Annotated in this window: 8 protein-coding genes and 2 pseudogenes; 1 reads left to right on the forward strand and 9 read right to left on the reverse strand. The window is 65.2% G+C overall.

Annotated elements, in window-relative coordinates; translation table 11 throughout:
- Position 1: 1 nt before the first annotated feature.
- The 4 genes from N7607_RS22650 to uvrD form a co-directional block, all read right to left on the reverse strand.
- Positions 2-853 (reverse strand): Tim44 domain-containing protein, encoded by an 852-nt coding sequence (locus N7607_RS22650; RefSeq protein ID WP_279865719.1) that lies wholly within the window; start codon positions 851-853, stop codon positions 2-4.
- Between the two features lie 101 nt (positions 854-954).
- Positions 955-1,905 carry an alpha/beta hydrolase fold domain-containing protein gene (locus tag N7607_RS22655; RefSeq protein ID WP_279865718.1) on the reverse strand — a complete coding sequence of 317 codons (951 nt, stop codon included), beginning with the start codon at positions 1,903-1,905 and terminating at the stop codon, positions 955-957.
- A 91-nt stretch (positions 1,906-1,996) separates the two neighbouring features.
- Positions 1,997-2,572, reverse strand: a complete 576-nt coding sequence (locus tag N7607_RS22660) for a TetR/AcrR family transcriptional regulator (protein WP_279865717.1) — start codon at positions 2,570-2,572, stop codon at positions 1,997-1,999.
- A gap of 67 nt (positions 2,573-2,639) precedes the next feature.
- Positions 2,640-4,838 (reverse strand): DNA helicase II, encoded by a 2,199-nt coding sequence (uvrD, locus tag N7607_RS22665; RefSeq protein WP_279865716.1) that lies wholly within the window; start codon positions 4,836-4,838, stop codon positions 2,640-2,642.
- Between the two features lie 273 nt (positions 4,839-5,111).
- Here uvrD and N7607_RS22670 point away from each other — a divergent pair, with 273 nt between their 5' ends.
- Entirely contained in the window at positions 5,112-7,991 is a 2,880-nt protein-coding gene (locus N7607_RS22670) for a GGDEF and EAL domain-containing protein (RefSeq protein WP_279865715.1), read from the forward strand.
- Here the strand turns inward: N7607_RS22670 and yegQ are convergent.
- From yegQ to N7607_RS22695, 5 genes and pseudogenes are all read right to left on the reverse strand, one after another.
- Positions 7,966-9,296, reverse strand: a pseudogene (gene yegQ / locus N7607_RS22675) (tRNA 5-hydroxyuridine modification protein YegQ). The gene N7607_RS22670 and the pseudogene yegQ overlap by 26 nt on opposite strands.
- Positions 9,297-9,337: 41 nt before the next feature.
- Positions 9,338-9,787: a hypothetical protein gene (locus N7607_RS22680; protein ID WP_279865713.1), complete on the reverse strand. Its 450-nt coding sequence runs from the start codon at positions 9,785-9,787 to the stop codon at positions 9,338-9,340.
- The gene (locus N7607_RS22685; RefSeq protein ID WP_279865712.1) at positions 9,787-14,718 is read right to left on the reverse strand and encodes an RHS repeat-associated core domain-containing protein; all 4,932 of its coding nucleotides are present in this window, start codon (positions 14,716-14,718) and stop codon (positions 9,787-9,789) included. The genes N7607_RS22680 and N7607_RS22685 overlap by 1 nt, the downstream gene beginning before the upstream one ends.
- Positions 14,715-15,455 carry a DUF4123 domain-containing protein gene (locus N7607_RS22690; RefSeq protein WP_279865711.1) on the reverse strand — a complete coding sequence of 247 codons (741 nt, stop codon included), beginning with the start codon at positions 15,453-15,455 and terminating at the stop codon, positions 14,715-14,717. Before N7607_RS22690 ends, N7607_RS22685 begins: the two co-directional genes overlap by 4 nt.
- A pseudogene (locus N7607_RS22695) lies at positions 15,445-15,748 on the reverse strand (type VI secretion system tip protein VgrG); the annotation flags it as partial. The gene N7607_RS22690 and the pseudogene N7607_RS22695, both read right to left, overlap by 11 nt.

A 15,748-nucleotide genomic window follows, 5' to 3' on the forward strand; every position in this document is an offset into this window, starting at 1 on the left:
ATCAGCCGTTCTGGCGGATACCGGCGACCAGCCAGGGCTGGTTGTCGCCATTGGCCCGCTCCATGCGCCAGCTTTCGCTGAAGGGCTCGCCCTGGTCGAAGCGCGAGGTCTTGGCCACGCCACGGAAGGTCAGGGTGGCCACGGCCTTGTCGGCCAGCTCGTCGATGCCGTCCAGCTGCACGTCCAGGTCATCGATGTAGGTCGACTGGTAGCCATCGCCCATGCTGGCGCGCTCTTCCTTGAGGAAGCTGAGCATCTGCGGGGTGACGAACTCGGCGATCTTGTCCATGTCGGACGCGTCCCAGTGCTGCTGCAGGGCCAGGAAGTGTTCGCGGCCGGCGTTGACGAAGCGCTGCTCGTCGAACCAGGCCGGGGCGTTGAACGCCGGGCGCGGCGCGGCGGCGGAGCCACCGAAGATCGGCTGCTGCTGCGGCATCTGGCGCTGGAACGGCGCGCCGGCACCGGCGGGCTGGCCCTGCGCCTGGCGCTGCCGACGGGCGGCGAGCAGGCGGAAGATGACGAAGGCGATCAGGCCGATGATCAGGAAGTCGAAGATCTGCATGCCCTGGAAGCCGTCGCCCATGAACATCGAGGCGAGCAGGCCGCCGGCGGCGATGCCGGCCAGCGGACCGAGCCAGCGCGAGGCACCGCTGGCGGCGGCCGGGCGCGCGGCGCCATTCATGCTGTTGGCAGCGGCCGGCTGGTTGGCCTTGGGCGCTTCCATCTGGCGGGTCTGGTGGGTCGGCGCGGAGCCGAACGATTTGCCGCCGCCCATGCGCTTGGCGGCGCTGGCGTCGAGGCTGAGGGTCAGACCCAGGCACAGGGCCAGGGTGATGCTGAGAAAACGCTGCATGAGGGGTAATCCCGCTGAGGTTGTGATTCGCGCGCCATGCTGCCGCAGTGTTGGGACCCTGGCCAGCCGCAGAATGTTTCCGGATTTATGCGCGCCCGTATTCACCGCAGATACTGCCGAAAGAATTGCGCGTAGCCGTCGAAGGCCTGGCCTGCCGGTACATTGTCCTGCGCGCTGCAATGTCGGTTGTCGCCGAATGCCTGGGCATAGGCGGCGCACAGGGCGGGTCCCATGTCGGGATAGTGCAGCGAATCCTGCCTGGCCATCTCGCGGGCGCTCAGCGGCCGGCCGACGAAGGGATGGGCGTAGCGCAGCAGCACGGGTGGGTCGTCGTCCCCGACGCTGCGGATGGCGCTGCCGAACAGCGCGTACTGGGGGTGATCCTTCTTCCATTTGGCCTTGGCCGCGCGCCGGTCGGCCTCGATGAGGAACAGGTCGGCAAATTCGCGGCCGTCGTAGGTGGTCTGGCCCTGGTAGGCGAACACTGCGTTGACCCGGGTCGACTGCTGCAACAGCTGGTCATCGCTGCCGGGGTCGGCCATGTCGTTCTGCAGCGCGGTCCACAGGCCCAGGCTGCCACGCGACTGCCCCACCAGGAACAGGTTGTCCGGGTCTACGCCCAAGGCCTCGGCATTGGCGCGGATGAACTGGATGGCCTGGGCGATATCCCGGTGCGGCACCGGGACTATGTCTTCGTTGCTCACCGGGTGGCGGAATTCCAGGGAGACGAAGGCGAAACCCTGGTCATGGGCCTGTTGCACCAGGGCCAGGTACGCCTCGCTGCCGGGCTTCAGCCACTTGGTCTTGCCGTTGGGGTGGGCCCAGATCACCAGCGGAGCCGGTGTAGCCCCGGCGAGAGGGAAGTAGTCGAAGACCTGCTCCAGCAGAGGCTCGCCTTCCAGGGTGGGTTCATTCCAGGTGGCCTCGCCGTAGCAGAGGTTGCGCCGCACCGTATCGCCGGCGGGCTCGGCCGTCAGCGGTTGCGGTGTGCAGGCCAGGGCGGCGGGACTCAGGACACAGAGGCTAAGCAGCAGGGCGAGGCGGGTGCGCATGGCGATCTCCGGGGCAAGGGTGCTTAGACGGTAGCGCAAGCGCGGCAAGCCTGAGCCGCCACGCCGCGGTTCTGCGACAGTCATCGCGTGTCTAGCGCAGCAGCCAGCCCAGCGGATCGCGGCGCAGCTGTTGGCGCAACAGGGCACGCAGCGCGGCGTCGTCGGCCTGCGGCTGGCGCAGCCAGTGGATGAAGGTGCGCAGGAACACGGCGCTGAGCAGGCTCTCCTCGGCTACCCGCGCCAGGCGCAGGTTCTGTCGCCGCGCCGCCTCGCGCCACCACTGCACGGTACGGCTGACCCGCAGCAGGGCGCCGGCCTGCAGATGGATATGGCCGAACTCCAGCTTGTACAGCAGCATCTGCCCGGTCAGCGCACGGTGCGCGGCCATGCCGGCCAGCCAGGCCATTAGCAGTTCTTCCAGGCGCTTGCTGGCGCTCAGTGCAGCCAGGTCAGCGCCCTTGGCGCGCTCGAACAGCGCCGCATCGGCGCGGTCCAGCCAGGCCTCGACCAAGTCGTCCTTCTGTCGGTAGTGGCGGGCGATGGCAGCCAGATCGCAGCCCAGCGCCTCGGCCACATCGTGTAGATGCAGGCGTTCCCAGCCGCAGGTTTCGGCCAGGTCGAGAGCGGTATCGAGGATCTTGTCGGCGGTTGGCGTCGAGCGGGGCATGCGGAGTACCTCCGCTCGACAGTATGACCAGGCTACGCGACCGGGCGCCGTGGCCTGACGGGCGGAGCTAGAGCGCTTCCAGCTTGGCGTAGGCGAGCATCAGCCACTTGCTGCCTTCGCTGGCAAAGTTGACCTGCACCCGCGCCTGGGCGCCGCTGCCTTCGAAGTTGAGGATCACGCCCTCGCCGAACAGGCTGTGGCGCACGGCCTGGCCGAGGCTGAAGGGGGTTTCCGGCACCTGGCTGCCTGCGAACATCGAGCCGCCGCTCATGGTCTTGCTTGGTGCTGCATAGGGGCGGCTGACGCTATTGGACAGGCGCACTTCCTGGATCAGCGTCGGCGGGATCTCGCGGACGAAGCGCGAGACCTTGTTATAGGTCTCGCTGCCGTACAGGCGGCGGGTCTCGGCGTAGGTCAGCACCAGGTTCTGCATGGCGCGGGTGACGCCGACGTAGGCCAGGCGGCGTTCCTCTTCCAGGCGGCCGGGTTCTTCCAGGCTCATCTTGTGCGGGAACAGGCCTTCTTCCATGCCGACCAGGAACACCAGGGGGAACTCCAGGCCCTTGGCGCTGTGCAGGGTCATCAGCTGCACGCAGTCCTCGTGTTCCTCGGCCTGGGCGTCGCCGGCCTCCAGGGAGGCGTGGGTGAGGAAGGCGGCCAGGGGTGACAGCTCGTCTTCCTCGTTCTCGAAGTTGCGCGCGGCGCTGACCAGTTCCTCGAGGTTTTCCACCCGGGCCTGGGCCTTCTCGCCCTTCTCGGCCTGGTGCCAGGCGATCAGCCCGCTCTGCTCGATGACGGTCTGGGTCATCAGGTGCAGCGGCATGTCCAGCACCTTGGCCGCGAGGTTCTCGATCAGCTCGACGAAGCCGCTCAGGGCGCTGGCGGCGCGGCCGGTGAGGCCCTTGTGGGCGATCAGCTGCTGCATCGCCGCCCACATCGACAGGTCGGCGTGGCGGGCGTGCTCGCGGATCGCCTCGACGGTCTTCTCGCCGACGCCGCGGGTCGGCACGTTGATCACCCGCTCCAGGGCGGCGTCGTTGTGGCGGCCGTCGAGCAGGCGCAGGTAGGCCACCGCGTTCTTGATCTCGGCGCGCTCGAAGAAGCGCTGGCCGCCATAGATGCGGTAGGGGATGCGTTCGCGCAGCAGGACCTCTTCCAGCACCCGCGACTGGGCGTTGGAGCGGTAGAGGATGGCGATCTCGCTGCGCTTGAGGCCGTCCTTGCGCAGGGCCGACTCGATCGACTCGACCACGTAGCGGGCCTCGTCGTGCTCGTTGAAGGCGGCATACAGGTTGATCGGCTCGCCGTCGCTGCCATCGGTCCACAGCTCCTTGCCCAGGCGCCCGTTGTTGTTGGCGATCAGGGCGTTGGCGGCCTTGAGGATGCCGGCGGTGGAGCGGTAGTTCTGCTCCAGGCGGATCATCTGCGCGTCGGCGAAGTCGCTGGAGAACTGCTGGATGTTCTCGATCCGCGCGCCGCGCCAGCCGTAGATCGACTGGTCGTCGTCGCCCACCACCATCAGGCTCTCGCCGCCCTTGGCCAGCAGGCGCAGCCAGGCGTACTGCACGGCGTTGGTGTCCTGGAACTCGTCGACCAGGATGTGGCGGAAGCGCTTCTGGTAGTGCGCCAGCAGGTCCGGCTTATCGCGCCACAGGTCGAGGGCGCGCAGCAGCAGCTCGGCGAAGTCGATGACCCCGGCACGGGCGCAGGCGGCCTCGTAGGCGGCGTAGATCTTCAGCATGGTGGCGAGGAACAGGTCGCCGCCAGGCTGGATATTCTGCGGGCGCATGCCCTCGTCTTTCTGTCCGTTGATGAACCACTGCGCCTGCTTGGCCGGCCAGCGCTGCTCGTCCAGGCCCAGCTCGCGGATCACTCGCTTGACCAGGCGCTGCTGGTCGTCGGAGTCGAGAATCTGGAAGTTCTCGGCCAGGCCGGCCTCCTGCCAGTGCGCGCGTAGCAGGCGGTGGGCCAGGCCGTGGAAGGTGCCGACCCACATGCCGGCCGGGCTCATGCCGAGCATCTGCTCGATGCGCTGGCGCATCTCGGCCGCGGCCTTGTTGGTGAAGGTCACCGACAGGATGCTGTACGGCGAGGCGCCGAGAAACTGGATGAGGTAGGCGATGCGGTGCACCAGCACGCGGGTCTTGCCCGAGCCGGCGCCGGCCAGCACCAGCTGGCGGCCGAGCGGGGCGGCCACGGCCTGGCATTGCGCATCGTTGAGGGAGGCGAGGAGGAGTTCTGGGTCGAAGGCGGGAGTGTTCTGCATCGCGGCATTCTACGGGCCGGGTAGGGGAGCGGCAAACCGCGGGCAGACGGGCGAGGGCCTGGCTGCGATCTGCCCTGCGCCCTGATGCGGCGCATAGGCATCACGTACAGCGCTCTGGCTCGCGAGGTTGCCAACAGGCCTGCTGGTTTCAGTGCACAAATGTTCGCCATTTGGCGCGGCAAGCTGGTAAAAAGCCATCATCGGACTTGGGCAGCCCCTCTAGCTCGGGTATGCTCGGGAAAAGTCAGGCATCCCATTACAAGAAAATCGCCTATGACCCAGTCTCTCCGGGGGGCCTCCGCCAGCATGGTGGCGGAGGAGTCGCGCGCCATCCACCAGCAGTTCGCCACCGAGATCGCGGTGGAGCGGACTCGTCTGCTTTATCAGGGCTCCCAGGTTCCCACCTTCTTCATGCTGCTCAGTGCCCTGGCCTGCGCCGCTTTGCTCTGGCAGCCGCAGGGCGGACCGCTGCTGGCCGGCTGGCTGGTATGGGTGGTGTTGCTGGCGGTGCTGCGCCTGATCCAGATGACCGCCTTCAACAGCGCGCTGCCGTCGCGCCAGGCCAACCCGCACTGGCGCCGGGTGTTCCTGGTCGGCGCCGGGTTGTCCGGCCTGACCCTGGCCTGCGCGGCGATCTTCCTGGTTCCTGCCGACCGCTTCCTGCTGCAGGCTCTGGTCTACGGCTTGATCGCCGCGGCGATTCTCTCCGCCAGCGTGGCCTATGCGGTCAGTCGCGCGGCCTTCCTGGCGTTCGCTTTGCCGTGCCTGGTGCCCTCCATCGTCTATCTGCTGCTTAGCGACAATGCGCGCCAGCAGGCCTGGGGCGCGCTCGGTCTGCTGATGCTGCTGAGCCTTTGCGTGGTGGCCTGGCAGGTCAATCGCCTGGTGCAGGGCAGCCTGCTGCGGCGCTTCCAGAACCAGGCGCTGATCGAGCGCCTGGAGCATGCCCGCGAGAGCGCCGAAGGCCTCAACCAGGAGCTGGCCCGCGAAGTGGAGCAGCGCCGCCGGGCCGAGCGCGAGCTGCGCAAGGCCCATGGCGATCTGGAGATTCGCGTGGCCCAGCGCACCCTGGAACTGGACGATGCCAGCCACGCCCTGGGCAAGAGCGAGGCGCGCCTGGCCCTGGCCCTGGAAGCCAGCGAGCTGGGCCTGTGGGACTGGGATCTGCAGACCGACGAAGTCCACCACAGCCACCTGGAAAGCATCTTCGGCATCAGCCAGGAACAGGTGAAGGGCGTCCTCAGCCACCTCAAGCCGCGCCTGCACCCGGACGACCTGCCGCTGCTGCGCCGGGCCCTGGTCGAGCACCTCAAGGGCCGCACCGATGGCTACTGCGTGGAATACCGCGTGCGCCACGCCGACGGTCGCTGGCTGTGGGTCGAGGACCACGGCCGTGCCGTCGAGCGCGATGCCGAGGGCCAGGTGACGCGCATGCTCGGCACCCGCCGCGACATCACCGAACGCAAGCGCCAGGACGAGGAGCATCGCCTGGCCGCCACCGTGTTCGAGGCCACCAGCGAAGGCATCGTCATCCTCGACGCCGACTACCTGCTGCTGTCGGTCAACCAGGCCTTCAGCGAGGTCACCGGCTACCGCAAGGAAGAGGTGCTGGGGCGCAGCGTGGCGACCCTGATCAGCAGCCGCGATGCCCGTCGCCAGTACCAGCTGATCCGCCAGGAGCTGGAGCGCCACGGTTGCTGGCGCGGCGAGCTGATCGAGACGCGCAAGAACGGCGAGCTGTACCCGCAGTGGCTGCAGCTCAACGTGGTGCGCGACGGCCGTGGCCGGGTCAGCCATATCGTCGGCTTCTTCTCCGACCTGTCGCAGCGCCGGCAGACCGAGGAGCGCCTGCGTTACCTGTCGCACTACGACGAACTCACGGGCCTGGCCAACCGCAGCCTGTTCCGCGAGCGCCTGCACGAGGCCGGCGAGCGCTCGCGCCAGGACGAGTCGCGCCTCGCCCTGCTGCACATCGACCTGGACCGCTTCAAGCTGCTCAACGACAGTCTGGGCCACGAAGTGGCCGACCAACTGTTGCGGCAGATGGCGCGCCGCCTGATCCAGGCCGCACCGGAGGCCGACACCGTCGCGCGTCTGGCCGGCGACGAGTTCGCCATCCTGCTCGACGACTACGGCAGCCTCTCGGCCCTGGCGCGCACCGCCAGCCGCCTGCTGAGCAAGCTGCGCACACCGATGGACGTGGGCGGCCACGAGCTGGTCATCAGCGCCTCGATCGGCATCAGCCTGTTGCCGGATAACGCACGGGAGATTCCGGCGCTGATCAGCCAGGCCGGCATGGCCATGCAGCACGCCAAGCACCTGGGCGGCAACACCTTCCAGTTCTACACCGACAACCTGCAGGCCTGCACCCTGGAACGCCTGCAGCTGGAGACCCAGCTGCGCAAGGGCATCGAGGACGGCCAGCTGGAAGTGTTCTACCAGCCCAAGCTGTGCCTGGCCGACGACAGCCTCAACGCCGCCGAGGCGCTGGTGCGCTGGCGCCATCCGGCGCTCGGCCTGGTACCGCCTGGCGAGTTCATCCCGCTGGCCGAGGAGACCGGGCTGATCGCGCCGATCGGCGAGTTCGTCCTGCGTCAGGCCTGCCTGCAGGTGCGTGAATGGCAGCGCCAGGGCCTGGCCGACCTGCGCGTGTCGGTCAATCTGTCGGTGCACCAGCTGCGCCAGGGCAACCTGGTCGCGCTGGTGCGCCAGGTGCTCGACGAGACCGGCCTGCCGCCGCGCCTGCTCGAGCTGGAGCTGACCGAGAGCCAGCTGCTGGACAACGTGGAGAACGTCATCGCCATCTTCCAGCAGCTGCGCGAGCTGGGGGTGAAGCTGGCGATCGACGACTTCGGGACCGGCTATTCCTCGCTCAGCTACCTCAAGCGCTTCCCGGTGGATTACGTGAAGATCGACCAGACCTTCGTCCGCGACCTTTCCGCCGGCGGCGAGGACGCGGCGATCACCCGCGCCATCATCGCCATGGCCCACGGCCTGGAGCTCAAGGTGGTGGCCGAGGGCGTGGAGACCCAGGCGCAGATGGACTTCCTCAAGGCCCAGCGCTGCGACGAGATCCAGGGCTTCCTGATCAGCCCGCCAGTGCCGGCCGAACGCTTCGCCGAGCTGCTCAGGGAGCAGGCGGAGATGTATTGAAGCGCAGCAGCAGCGTGTAGCTCAGGTCGATATCCGCCGGTAGCGGCAGGTAGACGATATGGCCATCGCCCGGCGCGATGTCGGTCGCCGTGCCATCGACCTTCTCCAGATTCTTTAGCAGAAAGCTGCGGTTGCCGCGCGGGGTCATCAGTTCCAGGCGGTCGCCGATGGCGAAGCGATTCTTCACCCGCACCTCGGCCAGCTCGCCACGCCGCACCCCGGTGAACTCGCCGACGAACTGCTGGCGCTCCGAGATCGAGTTGCCGCGCTGGTAGTTCTGGTATTCGTCGTGCACGTGGCGGCGCAGGAAGCCTTCCGTGTAGCCACGGTTGGCCAGGGATTCGAGATCTTCCATCAGGCTCAGGTCGAAAGGCCGGCCGGCCACGGCGTCGTCGATGGCCGGCGATACACCTGGGCCGTGCGCGCCACGTAGAAGTGGCTCTTGGTGCGGCCCTCGATCTTCAGCGAGTGCACGCCCATGCGCGTCAGCCGCTCGACGTGCTGCAGGGCGCGCAGGTCCTTGGAGTTCATGATGTAGGTGCCGTGCTCATCCTCGAAGGCCTCCATCAGCTCGCCGGGACGGGTGGCATCCTCCAGCAGGAAGGTACGCTCGGTCGGCAGGCCCTCGCCGAGGGTCGGCGGACAGCCGCGGACGATGCCACCCAGCTCGTTCTCCCGGCCTTCATGGGCCTGGTACTGCCAGCGGCAGGCGTTGGTGCAGGTGCCCTGGTTGGGGTCGCGCCTGTTGATGTAGCCGGACAGCAGGCAGCGCCCGGAATAGGCCATGCACAGGGCGCCATGGACGAACACCTCCAGCTCCATGTCGGGCACCTGGCGGCGAATTTCCTCGATCTCCTCCAGGCCCAGCTCGCGGGACAGAATCACCCGCGTCAGCCCCTGGCGGCGCCAGAACTCGACGCTGGCCCAGTTCACCGCGTTGGCCTGCACTGACAGGTGTACCGGCATCTCAGGAAAGCGCTCGCGCACCAGCATGATCAGCCCCGGATCGGACATGATCAGTGCATCCGGCCTCATGGCCACCACCGGCTCCAGGTCCCTGAGGAAGGTCTTCAGTTTGGCGTTGTGCGGCGCGATGTTGACCACCACGTAGAAGCGCTTGCCCTGGGCATGCGCCTCGGCGATGCCGATGGCCAGGTTGGTGTGGTCGAACTCGTTGTTGCGCACCCGCAGGCTGTAGCGCGGTTGTCCCGCGTAAACGGCATCGGCGCCATAGGCGAAGGCATGGCGCATGGATTTGAGGGTGCCGGCGGGGGAGAGCAGTTCGGGTGATTGGGGCGGGGACATGGCGGCACGGGCATCTGCAAACGGGCGCAGATGATGTGCGATCAGCCTTTACCGGGTTTTGATCCAGCGCAATGGGGCTCGTCGGAAGCAGGACAAGGTGAATCTGAAAGAGACTGTATCCATCTTTTGAAGAATTCCCGCTGCTCCGCAGGGAGGACTTCATCCTTCACGGTATCCGGAGTGAATATATTTACCAGATCGCTTCTTTTGGCGGGGTAGCCCATAGATAGCTCATATGCGATTAATCCGCCCCCCATCTGGCTTGACATTCTGGAGGGGTGCACGTTGATTTTGGCTCCCTTGCATTGAAATATGCAACCAGGAAGACTTTCACGCAAATTTAAGAAAGAAGAAAATATATCTGCTCCTGTTCCTGTGAGTTCATTCCCATCGGCAAATATCGCTCTGACCGAAGCAGGCTGTTCGGAGTAAATTAATTCCACTTCCTCTGTTTTATCATCACGGATGACTTCCAAAGTTACGCTTTCCATTATTTCCTTGCCTTGGGGTTAGGGATTGAGTAACCAACATAGCTTCCGTCGGCGTTCAATGGTGTGACGCCTAAAATGTCTTCGCTATCTACGCCGCCAGGAATGGCAATTTCTTTCTCTTCTGGAAATGGTACAGCTTTACCTAGCTCTTTGTTTACGTCACGGCCATCTACTTTGCGAAGTATATAAAGATAACCCTTCTTTGTCCGGTACGCGGTGCCAAAGTCAATTCCCACCTCTTTGTCAGTGGAGGTACTGACAAATATGCTCGGAGGTAGTTTGTTGTCATAAACATGTGCGTTCAGGTCTTCACTGTCCCCTAAAGGCTTAAATCCTTCGTCAAAGATAACCTCAGGTTTGCGTGTGTCGCCCCTGTACAAATATCCTGATTCGCCTTCAGGTGTAGGAGTACTTGGAGCGCCCTCATGTGCTCCTGCATTTTTCAGAGGGTCATCGGCAACCCCTTTACTCTCTCCATTAACTTCTGGGCAGTTGCTCAGGCCCAGTGGATCCACCCACCCCGTCGGGTTGGGCACATATTGATAGTTATTCAGTCCCCCCACCAAATTAATTGGGTCCGGCGTCAGGAACGATCCCGTCCTGGGGTTGTAATACCGATGCCGGTTGTAATGCAGCCCTGTCTCGGCGTCGAAATACTGGCCCTGGAAGCGCAGCGGATTGTCGATTTCCGCGACTTCTACCTTGGCCATGCTGCCATAGGCGCGGTATTTCACTGACCAGAGAATCTGCCCGCCTGCGCTGGTCAGCTCCTGTGGAGTGCCCAGGTGGTCGAGCTGGTAGTAGAAGGGCTCGGTAGCCTCTCCCTCGCCCTGCAGCAACCCCAACGGGCGGAAGGTGCCGGGTTCGTAGACATAGCTGCGGTAGTGCGCGGGGCCGCTTTCGGCGATCAGGCGCTCGCCCTGCCAGAGGAATTCGGTGGTCTGGCCATCCAGCGTCTTGGCGATGCGTCGGCCGAAGGCGTCGTAGCGGTACTGGACCTGGCGACCGTCCGGCAGACTGGCGGCGATCAGGCGGTGCTGGCTGTCGTAGCGGTATTCGGTTACCAGCTTCTGCGCGGCGCCGCGGCGTTCGCGGACCAGGTTGCCGAAGGCGTCGTAGTCGTAGTGGCTGTCGCCCTGCATCAGCAGGCGGTTGCCCTTGACGTTGGCCAGGCCTTCCGGCGCAGCGCCGTTCTGCGCCAGCAGGGTGCCGGCAGGGTCATGGGCGAAGCTCTCCGGCAGGTCACCGCGTACCGCCACCAGGCGATCCAGCGGGTCGTAGTGGAAGCTGCGATTGCCCTTGCGCGAGTCCTCGATGGCAGAGAGGTTGCCGCTATCGTCATAACGGTACTGGCGTTGCAGCAGTTGGCGATGATCGCTGCGTACCCGATGGGCCTGCAGGCGGCCCTGGTCGTCGTAGTCGTATTCGCTGAGCAGCGCCCCTTGGCGCCGGTAGCGCTCGCGCCCCCGCTCGAACTGGTGACGGGTCAGTGGCTGGCCGTTGAGGTCGATGCCTTCCAGCTCACCGCCCGGACGGTAGCGGTAGTCCAGACGGCTGCCATCGGGCAGGCGGCAGTGGCCGAGCTGGCCGAGGGCGTCGTACTCGTAGCGCAGGGTGGCCCAGCCCTGGTGTTCCTCGATCAGACGGTCACGCAAGTCGTAGGAGTAGGCCAGCGGCCATTGCCCGTCGTCGACACTGACCAGGCGGCCTAGTCCATCGTAGGCGTAGTGGATCTGCTCGCCATCGGGCAGAGTCTTGACCCGCAGGCGTCCGGCGCTGTCGCGCTGATAGGCGGTGATCCGCTCGCTGCCGTCTTCGGCGAACTCCTTCTTCTCGATCAGGTGGCCGGCGAGGTCGTAGCGGTAGGCCGTCTTGCGCCCGTCGAAGCCGGTCTCCTGGCTGATCAGCCCATTGGGGTGGTAGTCCAGGCGGTAGTGTTCGCCGCGCTCGTTCTCGATATCGGTGAGCAACAGGCGTGCGTTGTCATAGCGATAGCGCAGCTGGCTGCCGTCAGGGTTGATGCGACGGCTGACCAGGTGCAGGCCATCAGCATACTCATAGCGAGTAATGCGGCCCTGCTCGTCGCGTTCGCTGGTGACCTTGCCATAGGCGTTGTAGCTGTAGGCACGGCTGGCGCCGCCGGGCAGAGTCACTTGGGTCAGGCGATTGGCCGCGTCCCACTGGTATTGGGTTAGCGCGCCGTGCTCGTCCTGCCGGGTGATCTGGCGGCCGAATGCGTCGTAGCGATAGCGGCGGATGCCTGCATCGGGCAACTGTTCCTCGATCAACTCACCCTGGGCGTTCCACACCAGCAGGTGCTGACTGCCGTCCGGGTGGCGGATCTCCAGCAGGCGTCCGCGGGCGTCGTAGCGATAGTGGGTACTCTGGCCGAGCGCGTCGATCTGCTCGGTGATGTCGCCCTGGGCGTTGCGCTCGTACTTCCAGGTCGCCATGCCGCGTCGCACGCTGCGCACCTGACCGTCGAAGTAGCTGTAGTGAACCGCTTCGTCCTCCGCTGGAATCCGCGTTTCCAGGCGGCCGGCCTCGTCGTAGCGGTATTCGGTGATCGCACCGAGCGGGCTCTGCTCGGCAACCAGCTGGCCCTTGTCGTCGTAGGCCCGGAGAGTCTCGGCACCATCCGGGTCGACCTGGCGCACCAGGCGCGCGTTCTGGTCGTGGACGTAGGTTTCTTCGCTGCCATCGGCGTTGATGACGGTAACGCTGCCTTTGTCGTCCCAGACGTAGCGGGCGTCCATCTGACCGAAGTTGGCCCAGTGATGCACGCAACGCGCCTGCTTGCCCTGGCCCTGCCATTCCCAGTAGAAGGCTGCCCCTCCGGCAAGCTGACGTTCGAGAATTACGTTGTCCTGGTCGTAGCGATAGTGCTCGGTCTCGCCCAGGGCGTTGCTGGCAGCGATCAATTGGTCGCGTTCGTTGTACTTATAGCGGACCAGCGTCTGCACGCTCTGCCAGCTTGTCTCCTCGTTCTCGGCAGGCCGCTGGACCTGATAGTCGACGGCGACGATATGGCTGCCCTCGTAGCGCAGCAGTAGGGCACGTCCGGCGCCGCTGAGGCGTTGTGGCCGGCCGACCAGATCGTGGCTGAGGTTGAGGCGGTTGCCATAGGCATCGCTGATGGCGATCAGGTAGCCGCCTCGGGCATCGCGCCGGAAGTGGTAGAAGCGCGGTGTCTTGCCGGCCTGTGCCAGGATCAGTTCGGCGGGGTCCTGGCCTAGGTAGATGGCAGTGCGGGACAGGCGATTGGTGATGGCCGGGCGCTGCTCGCTGGGCATGGGGAAACTGGTGCGGCGATTCTCGTGATCGGTCCAGACCAGTTGTTCGCCCTCCAGCTCCAGGCGCTGGGCCAGGCTATGGCTCCAGCCGTAACCCAGGCCGCAATCCAGTTCCGCGGCGCTGGTGCGGTAGAGCCTGTCCCAGGCGAAGGGCAGCAAGCCCTCCAGGGTGCCATCGGTGAGGGTGAGCAGCTCTTCGCCGGTGACCATCGAAACAGGGCAGTTGTTGGTACAGGTCTTGTCGGCCTGATCCGCGGCCTTGTCACTGGGGGTCTTGGACGGTGTGGAGACATCGTCTACCGGCTCGACCTGTTTGAGCGAGGTGGCGTTTTTCGGCTTCTTGCGCGGATAGACGGTGGCATCCGGTTCTATCTGAGAGGCGCCTGTCTTCCCGGCGGAGCCGCTGGACGCCGTTTGGCTGCGTGTCTCATCGGCTTTGCCTGCGCTCCGGCGTCTTGCTGGTTTGGCCGGAGGTTGCGCGCTTTGCGCCGGAGTAGGTGGATCGATCTTCAGCGTGGCCTTGCGCGTCGGCTGCATAGCTCCGCTGCCGTGGGCCAGTAGCGGTTTGGACGAGCTGGCATGCGGCGCTGCGTGACCCCGACTGAACTTCATCAGCATTGCGGTGAAGTCTTCGATCAGCTTGAGCACACGCCCGCCGTTCTTGGCGGCGCTCAGAGCCTTGGTGCCAACGCGCACGGCCAGGCCGATGCCACCGGTGAGCACCACGCCGAGCAGGATGTTCAGCAGCACTTCACTGGTCAGTTCGGCCAGCACTTCGGTGCAGGTCTGCGGCGGTAGCATGCTGGCCCAGGCTACGATCGCGGCGACGTAGATCCACAACAAGGGTTCGTCGCTGGCAATCAGCAGGGCGGTTTCCAACCCTTCCTTGGAGGCGTTGTAGATGCGCTTGATTTCTTCTTCGGTGAAGAACTTGCGCAACTTCTGATAGTTCTCGCGGGGATGGGCGACCAGGTCGTAGAGCGACTTGATGTCCTCCCACAACCCCATGATGACCTTGACCAGTCCCTTCCATGCCGCCTCCAGTTCCTGCAGGAGCTTTCCGGTCATGCTGGCCGAGTCATGCGCGCGCCACAGCGGCAGGAACTGGCTGTCCCATTGGCCTTTCAGCCAGCCTTCCAGCTGGCCGATCACGCCCTGATAGGAGTTGAACAGGGTGTCGATCTGTGCGCGGGTCGGGTTGGGGAAGAAGGTGACCTTGTACTGCTGATGGGGGATGCAGCCGGTGACTTCCTTGATGCCACTCGGCCCGATGCTGACGTCGATGGCCTTGGCTATCTCGTTCTTGCCGAAGAAGCGCCCATCCTCGACCGGCACGACGCGAGCCAGGGTGTTGCCGATCGGGACGAAGCGCGCCGCCTCGAAGCTGTGCACCAGGGTCAGTTTGCCGTTGGCCGGGCAGGTGGCGTAGAGGGTGGCTGGGTCTTTGTCGTCCTTGTCCTGGGTATCTACCTCGTCACCGACCTTGAACTGTTGCTCGGCGTCGAGAACGCCGCCGTACCAGGCTTCGCTGACATCCCGATAGTCGTTCAGGCAGCTGCGGAACTGCTTGAGAATGTCCTGAACATTGGGTTGCTTGGCGTTCAGTTGGCCGATCAGGGAGCCGATCACAAAGCTCATGGGGTGACCTCGTATTCCAGATGGGCTCGTAGCCGCCCGCTGTAGTTGTCTTCCGTGAGAGGGGTACGGCGCACGAAGCGCTCGACCTTGTGCCGCAGGTTCTTTTGCGGCACGGCGAAATAGAGTTCGGCGTGCTCTTCCAGCAGCCACTGCATCAGGTTGTCGACCAGGGTGGAGGGATCATCCTCGGTGAGGGCTGCGGCCAGAGCCTGAGGAACCTGCCACCAGGGATAGTCGCGCGGGACTGGGGGCGTGCTGGTTGTAATGCTTAGGGCCTGGCCGTTAACCAGCAGGTGATCAAATATCGGTAGCAGCTCACCCGCTGCATCGCCCAGGTGGCGCAGGATCGGCAGCAGGTGGCTACCGTCCCAGTGGCGGAAGAACACCTCTGCACCGTCAGGCATAAGCACCTGGGTCAGACTGCGCAGGTGGTCGAGGACAAGGTTGGGCTCATGAGCGGAGAGCGCCAGCCAGCCCCAGTCCTGGCTGGGGGCTTCGTCTACCCAGTCGAAAAAGCTGCTGTCGGGTTCCAGCTCACCCAGGTAGGGCATGACTTCCTGCCAGCCGGCGTAGGGCGTGTCGCTCCAGATCGGTCGCGGCAGGCTGACGCTGTCCTGCTGGTAATAGGCCTGCAGCGGATTGGCTTCGCTGGCGTTGCCCATCACCACATAGAGGTGCTGTCCTTCCTGCCACTCCGCCTCCAGCCAATCTCGGACCGAGGTCGCTTCAGATGGCACAGGCGCCTCCCTTGCACTTCTCGCATTCTTCGCAGAAGGGTGCGTTGCGCTTGAGAGTCTGGATCTGCGCTGGGGTCAACAGGGCGCCTGCCTTGTCGGCATCGGCCTGCATAAGTGCACCTGGCCGTAGGATGGCGATGCCGCTACCCACGCCCGGCGCACCGCCGGAGTTCATCTTGATGGTCGCGCCGCTGATGGTCACGCCGCTGGGGTCGAGTTTGAGCCAGCTGCCGCCGCCTTTGGCGGTGAGTTCCATGCCGGCGTCGATGACTACCTTGCTGCCGGCGTAGTAG

Origin of the sequence: Pseudomonas sp. GD04019 (assembly GCF_029837695.1) — a bacterium.
Taxonomy (GTDB): Bacteria; Pseudomonadota; Gammaproteobacteria; order Pseudomonadales; family Pseudomonadaceae; genus Aquipseudomonas.